At 51.0% G+C, this 14,209-nt stretch carries 13 protein-coding genes and 1 pseudogene; 10 read left to right on the forward strand and 4 right to left on the reverse strand.

Annotated elements, in window-relative coordinates; genetic code table 11:
• The first annotated feature begins 22 nt into the window (after positions 1–22).
• The 5 genes and pseudogenes from JI735_RS23140 to JI735_RS23160 all read left to right on the forward strand — a co-directional run bounded on the left by JI735_RS23140 (position 23) and on the right by JI735_RS23160 (position 5,508).
• Positions 23–991 (forward strand): sugar phosphate isomerase/epimerase family protein, encoded by a 969-nt coding sequence (locus JI735_RS23140; protein WP_039839154.1) that lies wholly within the window; start codon positions 23–25, stop codon positions 989–991.
• A 5-nt stretch (positions 992–996) separates the two neighbouring features.
• Positions 997–1,977, forward strand: a complete 981-nt coding sequence (locus JI735_RS23145; RefSeq protein WP_051052284.1) for a phosphotransferase family protein — start codon at positions 997–999, stop codon at positions 1,975–1,977.
• Positions 1,978–2,158: 181 nt separating this feature from the next.
• Positions 2,159–2,631 (forward strand): annotated as a pseudogene (locus JI735_RS37475) (HXXEE domain-containing protein).
• Between the two features lie 142 nt (positions 2,632–2,773).
• A complete protein-coding gene (locus JI735_RS23155; RefSeq protein ID WP_039839149.1) occupies positions 2,774–3,844 on the forward strand; it encodes an ABC transporter ATP-binding protein in 1,071 nt (356 codons plus the stop codon).
• 230 nt (positions 3,845–4,074) lie between these two features.
• Complete coding sequence (locus tag JI735_RS23160; RefSeq protein ID WP_202676479.1) at positions 4,075–5,508, forward strand: arabinan endo-1,5-alpha-L-arabinosidase AbnB; 1,434 nt, start codon at positions 4,075–4,077, stop codon at positions 5,506–5,508.
• Between the two features lie 116 nt (positions 5,509–5,624).
• Here JI735_RS23160 and fabF read toward each other — a convergent pair whose 3' ends face one another.
• Positions 5,625–6,866, reverse strand: a complete 1,242-nt coding sequence (fabF, locus tag JI735_RS23165) for a beta-ketoacyl-ACP synthase II (protein WP_039839145.1) — start codon at positions 6,864–6,866, stop codon at positions 5,625–5,627.
• 163 nt (positions 6,867–7,029) lie between these two features.
• Between fabF and JI735_RS23170 the strand changes: the two genes are divergently transcribed.
• Together JI735_RS23170 and JI735_RS23175 are read left to right on the forward strand one after the other, a co-directional pair.
• Complete coding sequence (locus JI735_RS23170; protein ID WP_039839143.1) at positions 7,030–7,878, forward strand: helix-turn-helix transcriptional regulator; 849 nt, start codon at positions 7,030–7,032, stop codon at positions 7,876–7,878.
• A gap of 118 nt (positions 7,879–7,996) precedes the next feature.
• Positions 7,997–9,100, forward strand: a complete 1,104-nt coding sequence (locus tag JI735_RS23175) for a citrate synthase/methylcitrate synthase (RefSeq protein ID WP_085979322.1) — start codon at positions 7,997–7,999, stop codon at positions 9,098–9,100.
• A 108-nt stretch (positions 9,101–9,208) separates the two neighbouring features.
• Here the strand turns inward: JI735_RS23175 and JI735_RS23180 are convergent, their stop codons facing one another.
• On the reverse strand, positions 9,209–9,496 hold the full coding sequence (locus tag JI735_RS23180; RefSeq protein ID WP_039839140.1) for a hypothetical protein: 288 nt from the start codon (positions 9,494–9,496) through the stop codon (positions 9,209–9,211).
• A gap of 168 nt (positions 9,497–9,664) precedes the next feature.
• On the opposite strand from JI735_RS23180, the gene JI735_RS23185 reads away from it, so the two are divergent.
• Positions 9,665–10,441, forward strand: a complete 777-nt coding sequence (locus JI735_RS23185) for an exodeoxyribonuclease III (protein ID WP_039839138.1) — start codon at positions 9,665–9,667, stop codon at positions 10,439–10,441.
• A gap of 72 nt (positions 10,442–10,513) precedes the next feature.
• On the opposite strand, the gene JI735_RS23190 is transcribed toward JI735_RS23185, so the two are convergent.
• Positions 10,514–11,980 carry a serine hydrolase domain-containing protein gene (locus JI735_RS23190; RefSeq protein ID WP_051052283.1) on the reverse strand — a complete coding sequence of 489 codons (1,467 nt, stop codon included), beginning with the start codon at positions 11,978–11,980 and terminating at the stop codon, positions 10,514–10,516.
• Between the two features lie 99 nt (positions 11,981–12,079).
• Entirely contained in the window at positions 12,080–13,174 is a 1,095-nt protein-coding gene (locus JI735_RS23195; RefSeq protein WP_233476020.1) for a VanZ family protein, read from the reverse strand.
• Positions 13,175–13,431: 257 nt separating this feature from the next.
• Here JI735_RS23195 and JI735_RS23200 point away from each other — a divergent pair, with 257 nt between their 5' ends.
• Both JI735_RS23200 and JI735_RS23205 read left to right on the forward strand, forming a co-directional pair.
• Positions 13,432–13,779, forward strand: coding sequence for a hypothetical protein (locus JI735_RS23200; RefSeq protein WP_039839135.1), 348 nt, complete (start codon positions 13,432–13,434; stop codon positions 13,777–13,779).
• A gap of 100 nt (positions 13,780–13,879) precedes the next feature.
• Positions 13,880–14,143 carry a sensor histidine kinase gene (locus tag JI735_RS23205; RefSeq protein ID WP_039839132.1) on the forward strand — a complete coding sequence of 88 codons (264 nt, stop codon included), beginning with the start codon at positions 13,880–13,882 and terminating at the stop codon, positions 14,141–14,143.
• Positions 14,144–14,209: the final 66 nt, after the last annotated feature.

Genomic DNA, 14,209 nt, shown 5'->3' on the forward strand with positions numbered 1-14,209 from the left:
ATGAACGAGAGGCGGCAGAGCAATGAAACTTGGCGTATTTATGGTGCTTTTCGGCGGTCGCAAGCTGGAGGACGCGCTGGATTATGTAGCTTCCAAAGGACTAAAAGCAGTGGAGATCGGCACGGGGGGCAACCCCGGCAACAGCCATTGCGATCCTAAACTGCTGCTGGAGAATGAGACAGCACTGAAAGAGTTCAAGCACGCTGTGGAGTCACGCGGCCTGATGATCAGTGCCATGAGCTGCCACGGCAATCCGCTGCACCCGCAGAAAGAGCTTGCCCGCAAGGATCATGAGGATTTTGTAAACTCGGTAAAATTGGCGCAGAAGCTTGGTGTTCCGGTAGTTAACACATTCTCCGGCTGCCCGGGCGACCATGAAGATGCCAAATACCCGAACTGGCCGGTAGCTCCCTGGCCTAACGACTACCAGGAAATTCTGGCTTGGCAATGGGAGAATAAAGTGATTCCATATTGGACGGAGTGGGGCGCATTCGCAGCGCAGCATGATGTGAAAATTGGCCTTGAGCTGCATGGAGGCTTTTCGGTGCATACACCGGCTACTCTGCTCCGCCTTAGAGAGGCTGCGGGCGAAGTGATCGGTGCGAATCTGGACCCGAGCCATATGTGGTGGCAGGGGATTGATCCGGTTCAGGCGATTCATATCCTTGGACGCCAAGGCGCGATTCATCACTTCCATGCCAAGGATACCGTAATTGATCCGGTAAATGTGAATATGTACGGATTGACCGACATGCAGTCCTACACCAATATGCTGGACCGTGCGTGGCAGTTCCGTTCGGTGGGCTACGGACATGATGTGAAGGTATGGGCAGATATTATCAGCGCACTGCGGCTTGTCGGCTACGACTATGTGGTCAGCATTGAGCATGAGGACGGGCTGATGTCGGTCGAGGAAGGCTTCTCCAAGGCTGTGCATAATTTGCGCCAGGTGCTGATTGAAGAACCGCTCGCCGATATGTGGTGGGTCTAGAGTCAATGGAAAGCTTCACCAAGGTCAAATTGGATGATCGGCAGCTTAGAGCCTTAGCAGCAAGCACTTTTGGAACAGACACAGACATCATCAGCAGCAAGGAGCTGACGGGCGGCTTTTTTAATGCAGCTTATGATCTTGAACTATCGGACGGCAGATCTGTAATATTGAAGGTTGCGCCCGCAGCAGAGACGGAAACACTGAGCTACGAAAAAGACATCATGCGCGCCGAGGTAGAGGCACTGCGCCTGGTTCTGGCTGCGGGCACTGTGCCCGTTCCGGCGGTTTACGGCTTTGATGAGAGTCTGAAATTGATTCCAAGCCCGTTTTTTTTCATGGAAAAGGTTGAAGGATATCCTTACATTGAAGTCAAAGAAAGTCTCCAGGACGAAGTAAGAGTCTCCATTGAACGGGAACTGGGACGTTATCAGCGCCTGATCAACGGGATTAAGGGAGAGCGCTTTGGTCTTTTTGGACAGCCGCCGGATACCGCTGCAAGAACATGGCGCGAGACCTTCACCGCGATGATTCATAATGTGCTGGACGATGGCCAGAGACTGGGGGCTGTACTGCCAGCTTCTTATGACGAGATCAAGCAGGGCCTGGAGAAATTTTTACCGGCTCTCGAAGAGGTGACCGAACCGCGTCTGATTCATTGGGATCTGTGGAATGGGAATATTTTTGTCAAAGATGGTGTGATCGTTTCAATCATTGACTGGGAACGTGCGCTGTGGGGGGATGTGCTGATGGAGTACTACTTCCGGCACTTTGAGAATTCTCCGGCGTTTTTTGAGGGATACGGGGCCACGTTTGACAGTCCGAATGAGCGGCTTCGCATCAGGCTGTATGACTTGTATCTTGACCTGATTCTGGTTATCGAGTGCTACTCCCGGCAATATAAAGATGAGAATCATATCCGCTGGGCCTTCGAGAACCTGCAGGAGACTTTGAAGGAGTTTGTGGGCCACGATAATATAAAAGTATAATGATTAGAGTCGAAGGCCGGTTCTCCGTGGAGACGCCGGTCTTCTTGCCTGTACTTTGCAGCAGTGAATCTGCCGCTTAACAGGCTGTAATGGTGAAGGGAGGCGTGGTGCAACGGTGATCCACTGGTTGAATCTGCATATCGATCAAGTTAGCTTATTATGGCTGCTGCCCATTTTGTTCATGTTTCATGACTTCGAAGAAATCCTTACGGTAGAGTCCTGGGGGATCAAGTATGGCCCGAAAGTGGAGGCGGCTCTTCCTCCTGGAAAGTGGAACCCATATCGTTCTATGCTGCGTATGACAACCAGAAATTTTGCGGCAGACGTGCTGTTTGTGTATATTGTGGTGGTTGCGGTCACCTGTACCGCAGTCTTTTTTCATTTTACTGGCTGTATCTGGCTGTGCTAGCCGTTTTTCTGCTGCATGTGTTTACGCATTTGGGACAAAGTATGATTCTGAAAATTTACACACCAGGTGTGGTTACGGCGGTGCTGATCGCACTCCCTTACTCCTCGTATGCTTTCTACCGCCTGCTAAAAGAAAATACTGTGAGCTGGGTGGATGTCTGCTGGTCTCTGCTGCTGATGGCGCTGCTGGCCCCGGCAATCGTCTGGAGGTTGGTGAAGAGCAGGCAGCGCCATCAGCCGGAATGAACACGCTTGCTGCCGAAGCTCCGGTTTTCAGAAAATTCTTGACGTATGGATACAAAGATAGATAATATAATACTTATTGCGTGTTTTTTTGAGTATTGAGAATTGTTATCGGCATTTGAAAAGAAATTGAGAGGGTGACAGGATGGAGCGCCTTTTAGAGGTAAAAGATCTGGCTATATCATTCAGAACACGCGGAGGCGAGGTTCAAGCGATCCGTGGTGTAAGCTTTCATGTCAATAAAGGGGAAACACTGGCGATCGTGGGCGAATCCGGTTCCGGTAAGAGCGTAACTTCGCAGGCTGTAATGAAGCTGGTTCCCCAGCCGATGGGTGAATACAAACGCGGACAGATTCTCTTCGAAGGGCAGGATCTGATCGGTAAAAATGAGAAGCAAATGCAGAAGATCCGCGGGAAAGAGATCGGGATGATTTTCCAGGACCCGATGACCTCGCTGAATCCGATGATGAAGGTCGGCAAGCAAATTACTGAAGTGCTGTTCAAGCATGAAAAAATCTCCAAAGATGCGGCATACAAACGGGCTATCGAGCTGCTTAATCTGGTGGGTATTCCTTCACCGGAGCGGCGCTTCCAGCAGTATCCGCATGAGTTCAGCGGCGGGATGCGCCAACGTGTAGTTATCGCTATGGCGCTGGCAGCGAATCCCAAGCTGCTGATTGCCGATGAGCCGACTACGGCGCTCGACGTGACTATTCAGGCGCAAATCCTGGATCTGATGAAGGATATTCAGAAGAAAATCGACACCGCGATTATCTTCATTACCCATGACCTTGGGGTTGTGGCCCGAATGGCAGACCGTGTAGCAGTTATGTATGCCGGCCAAATTGTTGAAATGGGGACAGCTGAAGAAATTTTCTATGATCCGAGACATCCGTATACCTGGGGGTTGCTGGCTTCTATGCCGAGTCTGGAGAGCAAAGGCTCTTTGCTGACTGCCATTCCGGGAACGCCGCCGGATCTGATCAAGCCGCCGAAGGGCGATGCTTTTGCACTCCGCAGCACGTATGCAATGCAAATCGACATGGAGAAAGAGCCTCCAATGTACAAGGTGTCGGATACGCATATGGTGAAATCCTGGCTGATGCACCCGCTGGCACCTGCAGTGGAACCGCCGGAAGTGGTCAAAAAGAGACATCGCGTACTGAGCAATGCATATGCTGAGCCGGTACTGGTTAACAATCCCAGCGAGTATTAATACGCTGTAATAGATTAATCGCGTCAAGCCGTTTAGCCGGCTTGGCGCTTTTTTGTTTTATAAGAAAGCAGACAAAATATAAAACTTGGATTACTTAAGCGCTGATGATTCGGCTGCGGATGTGTAATAATTTTAAATAAATATAAAATAAAACGAATATTTCTAAATAAAAGTATTGACTATTTTACAGTTTATGAGCAGAATGTAAGGGTATACAAGGAGGTTGAAGGATGAAAAACAGAACTTTTATATCATTGGTCTCGTTATCCCTGATCACTGCATGCAGCAGCAATACTCCGGAATTCCGTAATGTCTCCGTTCATGATCCGTCTGTAATCAAGGTTGCTGAAACTTATTATGTGTTCGGCTCCCACCTGGCCTCCGCCAAATCCAAAGATCTGATGTCCTGGACCCGGCTCTCTTCAGGTGTGGACGACGGGAATGTGCTTATCCCCAACGTAACTGAGGAATTAAGCGAAACCCTTAGCTGGGCCCAGTCTGACACGCTGTGGGCGCCTGATGTCATTCAGCTCTCTGACGGAAAATTCTATATGTATTATGATGCCTGCAGAGGAGATTCCCCGCTGTCGGCGATGGGGATTGCTGTTTCCGACAAGATTGAAGGGCCGTACAAGGACAAGGGAATTATTCTCAGATCCGGCATGGCTGGCACCGGGGATGACGGAGAAATATATGATGCCGCAGTGAAGCCGAATGTGGTGGACCCTGATGTGTTTTTTGATAAGGGCGGCAAGCTGTGGATGGTCTACGGCTCCTATTCCGGGGGGATTTTTATTCTTGGGCTGGACCCGAGGACAGGGTTCCCGCTGCCGGATCAGGGTTATGGCAAGAAGCTGCTTGGCGGCAACCATGCGAGGATTGAAGGCCCGTATATGCTGTACAGTCCTGAAACCGGTTACTACTATTTGTTCCTTTCTTATGGCGGACTTGATGCGAACGGCGGATATAATATCCGTGTTGCCCGCTCCAAGAATCCGGATGGGCCGTTCGAAGACTCGGAAGGCAAAGCTATGATCGATGCGCAAGGCACACCAGGTAAACTGTTCGATGATCCGGCGTACTCTCCATACGGAATGAAGCTGATGGGCAGCTTCCAATTCATGAATACAGAGGATGACCCGGAGGCCAGCGGTACAGGATATGTCTCCCCAGGCCACAATTCGGCCTATTACGATGATAAGAGCGGACAATATTATCTTATTTTCCATACCCGTTTTCCAGACAGGGGAGAGGAGCATGAAGTGCGTGTTCATCAAATGTTCATGAATAAGGAAGGATGGCCGGTTGTCGCTCCGCACCGCTACAGCGGGGATAAAATCGGAAAGTACACGGCTAAGGAAATCAGCGGCGGGTATGCCTTCATTAATCACGGCAAGGATATCACGGCTGACATTGCGGGATCAGAGCCAATTGAACTCACCGTTGACGGGAAGATCACGGGTGCGGTTGCCGGAACCTGGAAGCTGGCCGGGGATCATTCAGCTGAGCTGACTATTGACGGAGTCATGTACAGCGGAGTATTCCTGCGGGAATGGAGTGAAGCCGCCGGCAGTCAGGTAATGACATTTACAGCAGCTTCGGCAGAAGGTGTCTCTCTGGGGAAGCCAAGAGTAGGAAATTATACAATGTCAAAAAATGCGTAGATCCTGGATGCCTCCGAGGATATAAGCGATGCAGGAGGATGGGGCTCCATCCGCGGATTGAAGCGGACTGAGGAGCCCTTATTTTGCCCAAAATCTTGTTTTTTCGCCTTGTCTGTTTATCCTTCTGTATACTTCCGCAGCACAATAACAGCATTATGGCCGCCGAAGCCAAAGGAATTGCTGATCCCGAGGTTAATGTCCGCCTGGCGGGCGGTGTTCGGCACATAATCCAGGTCACATTCTTCATCCGGCTCCTCCAGATTAATAGTAGGAGGGATGATGCCTTCTTGAATACTCTTAACCAGGGCGATGGCTTCCAGGCCCCCTGCTCCACCCAGGGCATGTCCGGTCATAGATTTATTGGCTGTTACGGGAATCCGGTAGGCCTGGTCTCCGAACAGTTTTTTGATCGCCTGTGTCTCGGACCGGTCACCGACAAGCGTGCTCGTGGCATGGGCGCTGATCACATCCACTTCCCCCGGCGTCACCCCAGCCTCATTCAATGCGAGTTTCATCGCCTGATAGGCTCCGATACCTTCCGGATGGGTTGCTACCATATGGTAGGCATCCGAGCTGGCGCCATAGCCGGTTACCTCACCGTAAATTACGGCATTCCGCCGCACAGCATGGGATAATGCCTCCAGAATGACTATGCCGCTGCCTTCCCCGATAACAAATCCGTCACGGTTCATATCAAAAGGGCGGCTTGCCTTGTGCGGGTTGTCATTGTTCGTAGACAGTGCAGTCGCATTTCCAAAGCTGGCCAGCGATATTTCGGTAATGGCCGCTTCGGCCCCTCCGGCAATCACCACATCGGCACCGCCGTAGCGGATCAGCCGGAACGCTTCGCCAATTGCCGTATTGCCAATGGAGCAGGCAGTCACCGGAGAGAGTGTAGGGCCGAGCGCCCCCAGCTTGATGCTGATCACCGCTGCGGCCATATTGGAGATGAGCATCGGGATCAGCGTGGGGCTGATCCTTTCCGGTCCGCGGGAGCGCAGCACATCATTTTGCTCCATCAAGGTCTGAATCCCTCCGACCCCGGAGCCTACATACACGCCCAGACGTTCGCGGTTAATTTTGTCCAACCGGAGCCCGGACTGGGCCCACGCATCTTCTGCAGCAGCTAATGCGAATTGGCTGAACCGGTCCATCCGCCGGGCCTCCTTGCGGCCGAACCGGCCCTCAGAATCGAAATCCTGTACAGCTCCGGCGATTTTTGCCTTGAAATGTGTGGTATCGAATGTGGTAATGGGAGAGATCCCTGATTCACCTGCAACCAAGCGGCTCCAGAATTGATTTACTGTATTGCCGAGCGGCGAGGTTAAGCCCATGCCGGTAATCACAACGCGTTCCATAATTATCCTCCTTAACATGTATATGAAGCCAGTATTCTTGACTCCGAATGCAGTTTGTTTACGTGTTTATTTTTCCACTTAATTTATCCTATTACAAGTTGTCGTTTATCATAGTATAATTACTACTATTCTAAACATCGGATCAGAAAGAGGCGTATAGATTATGTCTACCCAGACAAGGCTTCAGGCGTTATCGGATTTTTTAAAAGCCCGGCGTGCAGCGATTTCTCCAGCTTCCGCCGGATTGCCCCAGGGCACGCGCAGGCGGACACCGGGCTTGCGGAGGGAAGAGGTGGCACAGCTGGCCGGAGTGAGCAATACCTGGTACACCTGGCTGGAGCAAGGCCGGGATATTAAGGTATCGCCATCTGTCCTGGATTGTATTGCTGGCGCATTGCAGCTGACCAAAGATGAACGCAGCTATTTATTTGCCCTTGCGCTGGAGAACGGGTCCGGGGCGGCTCCTTATCCGCCCCAGGCGGAGCACTCCGTAATCAATTCTTCCCTGCAGAAAATCCTCCACGAGCTGACCAACTGCCCGACCATTATTTCCGACCGCCGCTGCAACATTGTAGGCTGGAATGACGCTGCGGCGCATGTTTTTTTGGATTTCGCCAAGCTGCCGCCGGAGGAGCGGAATATGATCTCCCTATTGTTCGTGCGGAAGGAGTTCAAGCGCCTGGCTGTGAACTGGCAGCAGTTCGTCAGAGGATATCTATCCATATTTCGGGCCTATTACGGCCAATATGTGGAGGATCGCTGGTATGATGACTTCATCGCAGAGATGAAGGAGCGGCATCCGGAGTTCCATCCGCTGTGGGAGGAGAGCCGGGTCAGTTCTGCCCCGGATGTGGTCCTTGAATTCCGTCATGCCAAAGCAGGAAAAATGCTGTTCCATTTGACCTCGCTTCAAGTTCACGGCAGTACGGATCTGCGGTGCAGCATCTATACCCCGGCAGGGGATTCCAATACCGAAGCCAAGCTCAGGCAGCTGATGGAACAGCAGGTTTAGGGCCAATAAAAATTATTTATGTATTCATAAAAAACTATAAATATGCAATATTGAATTTGACGTTTATACTCCTAATATGATGATTACTTCTATGGAATCGGAAAAGGAGCTCAAAATAATGGCAAAAGTGACCGGATTAGAAGGCGTAGTTGCAGGAGAAACCGACATCGGATTGGTCGATGGGGAGAGGGGGTATCTGGTATACCGGGGGTATTGGGCTAAAGAGCTTGCAGTGACACGTTGCTACGAAGAAGTGGCCTTTTTACTGTGGAACGGGTACTTGCCATCAGCGGTGGAGCTGGAGCAGTTGAAGAACGAAATGGCCGCCTCCCGTAAGCTGCCTGAGTATATCCGGCGGATCATTGAACTGCTGCCCGCTTCCGTTCCGATGATGCTGGTGCTGCAAAGTACGGTTGCCGCCCTGGGAGAACAGGGGAATACTGCTTGGCCGCCGGCACAAAGGGAGGCGGTAAGACTTGCAGCTATCCTGCCGACCATTATTGCTTACAGATACCGTACACTGAACGGCTTAACACCTCTGGAACCGTTGCCGGAACTAGGCCATGCCGCCAATTACTTATACATGCTGACCGGAGAAAAACCAACGGAGGCCCATGTGAAGGCACTCAGTGCTTATCAGATTTTGTGCATGGAGCACGGCATGAATGCTTCAACCTTCGCTGCCCGCGTGGTGCTGTCTACCGAATCGGATATGTATGCATCAGTCGCCGGAGCGATCGGAGCGATGAAAGGCCCGCTGCACGGCGGAGCGCCTTATGAGGTGATCTCCATGCTTGAGGCTATCGGAAGCAAGGAGCGGGCAGAGCCGTGGCTGCGCAATGCTCTGGAGAACGGAAACAAGCTTATGGGCTTCGGCCACCGGATCTATAAGACCAAAGATCCGCGCGCAGAAGCGCTTCAGATTGCAACACAGGAAATGATCGGTACAGATCCTTCCTTTGATCTGGCACTGCATGTGGAGGCTGCTGCTATCCGTCTCCTTGAAGAATATAAGCCTGGACGCCGGCTGTTCACCAATGTCGAATTTTATGCCGCCGCTATTCTGAAGGCACTTGAGCTTTCGCCTGATATTTTCACACCTACCTTCACTGCCGGCAGAATCATCGGCTGGACCGCTCATATTATGGAACAGGCCGCCAATAACCGGATTTTCCGTCCGCAATCCATCTACACGGGAGCTATGCCCCGGAATGAATTCTAGGAAGCTTAATTTACTATTCATAAAAACATCCCCGTCCGGCAAGCGGACGGGGATGTTTGAGCGGAGGAATGATAATGAGAGAGTATGAGGGGGATACTCTGCGTTCTCTTAGAAATCGGATGTTGCAATTTCAATCGTGCCGAAGACTGCACCGGCAGCTGTGCTCAGAAGAGCGGCAACCTGCAAAGCGTTAACGGTAATTGTGAGACTGTTCAATCCAGGAATAACATAAGTTACGGTTGGCGCATTGACCCGGTAAATGACAAGATTCACAGGGAATGCCGATGCATTGTTTACAGTTACAGAACCGTTAAGAATGCCATCCAGATTCTCGTAGTAGGATTTACCTACAGAGGGTGCCAGGTTGAAGAATTGTTGCGGTAACAAGATAGCCATGGTAACGACCTCCTTTTCATTTGATAGAATATTCTATTCGGTTACTCTATGATTGCTTTGACAAATATCATAGGAGATTAGCACAATTTAATAGCATACAGGCAGGCATCCGGAAGCTTGTAATATGTTACACTGGAAGTAATTCTGTAAATAGTAAGGAGAATCTAGATGACTAAGCTGGTGTCCTGGAATGTGAATGGGCTGAGAGCCTGCGTTAGCAAAGGCTTTATGAATTACTTCAAAGAGGCTGCGGCAGATATTTTTTGTGTGCAGGAGACTAAGCTTCAGGAGGGGCAGATTCTTCTGGATCTGGGAGAAGCGTATGAACAGTACTGGAATTATGCGGTGAAAAAAGGGTATTCGGGAACGGCTGTTTTCACAAAAATTAAGCCGCTCTCCGTAAGATACGGGATGGAAGTGGATTCGGAGCCTGAGGGGCGGATGATTACCCTGGAATTCGCCGATTTCTATCTGGTCAATGTCTATACTCCGAACGCGAAACGCGATTTGACGAGACTGGATTACAGAATGGAATGGGAGGACCGCTTCCGCAGCTACCTGCAGGAGCTGGATAAGCGCAAACCTGTGCTGGTCTGCGGAGATTTGAATGTGGCCCACCAGGAGATCGATCTGAAGAATGCCAAGGCCAACCGTGGCAATTCAGGCTTCACGGATGAAGAGCGGGGAAGGATGACCGAACTCCTGGAGTCAGGCTTCATTGATTCGTTCAGACATTTGCACCCCGATCAGGAAGGGGCTTATACCTGGTGGTCCTATATGCCGAAGATCAGGGAGCGGAACGTGGGCTGGCGCATTGACTACTTCCTGGCCTCATCGCGTCTCGCACCGCAGCTTAAGATGGCGGGAATCGAGTGCAATGTAATGGGCAGCGATCATTGTCCGGTGGTTTTGCAGCTTGAGGATATACCGCAATTATCTGTGTAAATTGATAAAAAAGAGGACCATGCAACCCGTAAAACGGTGCATGGTCCTTTGCATTTCCGCTGCTGTCTCATCCTATGCCAAGCGGCCAACGAATTCTGCTTCCAAATCCTCAGCGGACATGGAAACATTAAACTGCTGTTTAAGGACAATGGTAGCTTCTCTGACAGCCACTTCAAAAGTAAGACAGAAGGGAGTTTCCACGAGCAGCAGAGTCATCTGGAGTTTATTCTCATCCGTCCAGGTGAAGCTTGCCATGATCAGGTTATTATTGTGATCCAATATTTTGGCAGAGCTTTCTGCCCATTCGCCCCTGCCAAGCGTGACCGTCTGTTCACCGTACTTGCCTTGTAAGGTTAACACAGCCTCAGTAGCGGTAAAAGAAAGCGCCAGGGAAGCGAGTTGCTGCGGATGATCTTTCAACCGGTATACTTTTCCGTTCAGGACTTCCTCAAGCGCTGAAGCCTTCTGCAGCTGCACAGGCTGTATGCTAAAATGGGCAAGGAGCTGAGCAAGCTCCGCATGTGCAGCGGGATCACTCTCCACAGCCTCCGGTTCCATGCTCATGCCAGGAAGCAGAATATCCCATACTCCGTTTATAATACTCTGCATGTCGCTGCTGCCGCTGGTTATGGCAACTACAGCATCCTGTTCCGGCATGACAATGCAGAACTGGCCAAAAGCTCCGTCACCACGGTATGCATTATGGCGGCATCTCCAGAACTGGTAGCCATAGCCCTTAGACCAATCGCTGCTGCTTGCCCCCGGGCTGCCGTCATTATTGTCGATTTGCTTGGAGGCAGCGGCGGCCACCCATTCTTTGGGCAGCAGCTGCCGGTTATTCCACACACCCTGCTGCAAATACAGCTGACCAAATGCTGCAATATCTTCGGTAGTGACACTTAATCCAAATCCGCCTTTATTGACTCCGCGGGGACAGGATTCCCAGGCCGGATTATGGATGCCCAGAGGTGCAAACAAGCGGGGTTCCAGGTATTCGAGCAAAGTGAGACCGCTTACTTGTTGCAGGATAGCAGACAGCATATACGTAGCACCAGTGTTGTAAAGGAAATGGGTCCCCGGTGTCTTCCCGACCGGAAGCTGCAGGAACGCTCTGACCCAGTTGCCGTCTTCGCTGTTCACCATATATGGGGTGGTATCCTCCGTATGGCCGGTTCCCATCATCAGCAGGTGGCTGATATTCATGTTTGCGAGATGGGGACTGATGTCGGCTGGCGCATCTTCAGGAAAAAAGGCCACCACTTTATCTTCCACCGTCAAAAGCCCCTCTGCCACCGCCAGGCCTATAGCTGTCGAGGTGAAGCTTTTGCTGAGTGAAAACAATGAATGCGGCAGCTCCGGCCGATATGGTGACCACCAGGCTTCCGCTACGACAGACCCATGGCGCAGCAGCATGAAGCTGTGCAGCCCCAATCGCTGTTCCTCCATGTGCTTGAGAAAAGCAGAAATGGCTGCTGACGAAATCCCTTGCGCTTCCGGCAGGCTTCTTGGCAATGGTCTGGTAATTAGCATATTTTCCATAATCACTTCTCCCTTGATAGCAAGTATAAGAACTAGATCTACTATATTATACCAGCACCGGACATGGAAAAGGGAGCCTTCATGAGGCTCCCTTTCAGCTTAGATGGAATCCTCCACAAGATTCTCTGCTGATGTCTGCTGCTTGCCGGGCCAGGTAATCCGGTTTTGCGTCTTGCTCAATTGTTCATACAGCAGCACCGGATTTCGCTTGAAGATGCGGATGATGAGGTGAACGAGGAACATAAAGTCCAGAAGCATTACCAGGCTGTACGGTATTCCTGTCCATGGACTGGGCAGGCTGGTCAGCGTGGAAGGTGTAGTCAGAAAGACATTTGCTCCGATCAGAACCCCGTACTGCAGAACATATCTTACGATCAGGCCCCATAAGCGGCTGCGGCCGTCTTGACTGCTGATGCTGATGCGCACGACCCACTTGCCGAAGGTCCGCCCGCCCGTACAACAGGGCAGCAGAACAAAATACACAGCTGTCGCAATCCAGTAAGCCCCTTGCAGCCCCCACGAATGAAGCGTCAGGAACGGTATCATCCAGATGGGCAGGTCCAGCATCCAGGCAATGCCTCTGCGTGTATACGTGACTCTTTTGGCAGAGTAGTCCACCTTGGAGTCAAGCTGTTCGATACGCGGCAGCAGTGCGGAGATCCAGAGCGCGATCCGGTAACCTAAAATTCCCCCAAGGGTGTTGGTAATCAAGTCGTCAACATCGAAGATCCGGTAAGGGTGGTCAAAAAATCCGTATATCCCTGTAATCTGTGTCACCTCGAAGAGCAGGGAAAGCCCAAAGGAGAGCAGGATGCACACCACCCACCGTGTCCGGAAATAATAGCCCAAGAACAAGCCGAACGGAACAGTCAGCACCACGTTGAACGCAGCCAGAAGGAAATCAGGCTGACGGAAAATACTGAAATACGAAAGGAAATTCCCCGGATCGATATTGGAATTCCGTCTGATTTCCTGGATGAATTGCAGCGGGACATGCTGAATAATACTGCCGACAGGCGCTGCATTGTGCCTTGAAGCCGGCATCGGAAGCATAATCAGATAGAAGGCGTTCAGCAAATAGAGCAGCAGCAGATACAGGACAACCGCCCGAACCTTGTTGATATAGCCATGCCGCCTGTATTGAACCACAAGGAAGGGAAGTGTGAACACGAGAGCTGCCACCGGAAAAGACATGAATGCATATGAGATTGGGAAAAGATAGGATTGAAACATGGTCCACCTGCCGTGAATGAGATAATTGTTGCAAATATTGAGCTTCAGGTGATCCTTGCTTCGCGCCGCAGACCCCTTCTGGGAGTTAGACGATGCTTATCGCCGGAATCACTGCAAAACAGCACAATTCTCACATTATAATGTTCATAGAACCGGAGTGCAACTAATGATTTGGACCGATCCGGCATACATATGTCAGGAGAGGAGCGTGAAGCAGTATGGAGAAGAAGGTTCAGCAATATTACAAACTAAAAGCCAAACATAAGGAAATGGAAAAGGAACTCAGCGGGCTTCGGCAAGACATCCTGGCCTATTGCACGGAAAAAGGGGAGGCGGACAGTGAAATCGGCGGCTACAGAGTGAAGCTGATTACGCAAAACCGCAAAGAATACGATGACGAGAAGCTGTTTCAGACGTTAGCCGATCCTGAGGTCTGGCGGCTGCTCTCCAAAGCTGACCCGGCCAAGATCGCCAGCCTGGCCAAGCTGAACATTATTGATGAAGACAAAATCGCCCATACGTATGTACTTAAGACCATTACTCTTTTGCAGGTGGATAAGAAGTAGCGGAGGATCAATGCTGGGCAGATGTGTGCAATCATATACTTTTTTCATAGTTATCTCACAGAATATCCGTATCCAATTGTTATTCTAAAGTCACATCCGTGTGCAAATCGAATCCGGTTACCCCGGTGCCTGCTGGGCAATACATATTGACGATGACGGTAATGGATTGAGCGAAACGGAGCGGGAAGCGGTATTTCAGCGGTTTTACACCGGCCCCAACGGGGTTACAGGCCTCGGCCTGACGATTTGCCGGCAGATTGCCGCGAATTTGGATGGTGAATTAACCTATTCCAGCTCCCCGCTCGGCGGCGCCCGGTTCAGTTTCATTAAGTATGCCGGACGGTTATCCGGTACAGGCGGATAGAGAAGCTCCGGATTGGACTCGCAACCCTGTGAATTTTGCGTTAAAATGGCAATGGATACGAAATCC

This window comes from Paenibacillus sonchi (assembly GCF_016772475.1).
GTDB lineage: Bacteria > Bacillota > Bacilli > Paenibacillales > Paenibacillaceae > Paenibacillus_AQ > Paenibacillus_AQ sonchi.

Bases quoted from the DNA above. Each gene is read 5' to 3' on its own strand.
- JI735_RS23145 (WP_051052284.1), top strand. From the start codon at position 997: ATGGAAAGCTTCACCAAGGTCAAATTGGATGATCGGCAGCTTAGAGCC.
- JI735_RS23175 (WP_085979322.1), top strand. From the start codon at position 7,997: ATGGCAAAAGTGACCGGATTAGAAGGCGTAGTTGCAGGAGAAACCGAC.
- JI735_RS23170 (WP_039839143.1), top strand. From the start codon at position 7,030: ATGTCTACCCAGACAAGGCTTCAGGCGTTATCGGATTTTTTAAAAGCC.
- JI735_RS23195 (WP_233476020.1), bottom strand. From the start codon at position 13,174: ATGTCTTTTCCGGTGGCAGCTCTCGTGTTCACACTTCCCTTCCTTGTG.
- JI735_RS23140 (WP_039839154.1), top strand. From the start codon at position 23: ATGAAACTTGGCGTATTTATGGTGCTTTTCGGCGGTCGCAAGCTGGAG.
- JI735_RS23160 (WP_202676479.1), top strand. From the start codon at position 4,075: ATGAAAAACAGAACTTTTATATCATTGGTCTCGTTATCCCTGATCACT.
- JI735_RS23185 (WP_039839138.1), top strand. From the start codon at position 9,665: ATGACTAAGCTGGTGTCCTGGAATGTGAATGGGCTGAGAGCCTGCGTT.
- JI735_RS23180 (WP_039839140.1), bottom strand. From the start codon at position 9,496: ATGGCTATCTTGTTACCGCAACAATTCTTCAACCTGGCACCCTCTGTA.
- JI735_RS23200 (WP_039839135.1), top strand. From the start codon at position 13,432: ATGGAGAAGAAGGTTCAGCAATATTACAAACTAAAAGCCAAACATAAG.
- JI735_RS23190 (WP_051052283.1), bottom strand. From the start codon at position 11,980: ATGGAAAATATGCTAATTACCAGACCATTGCCAAGAAGCCTGCCGGAA.
- fabF (WP_039839145.1), bottom strand. From the start codon at position 6,866: ATGGAACGCGTTGTGATTACCGGCATGGGCTTAACCTCGCCGCTCGGC.
- JI735_RS23155 (WP_039839149.1), top strand. From the start codon at position 2,774: ATGGAGCGCCTTTTAGAGGTAAAAGATCTGGCTATATCATTCAGAACA.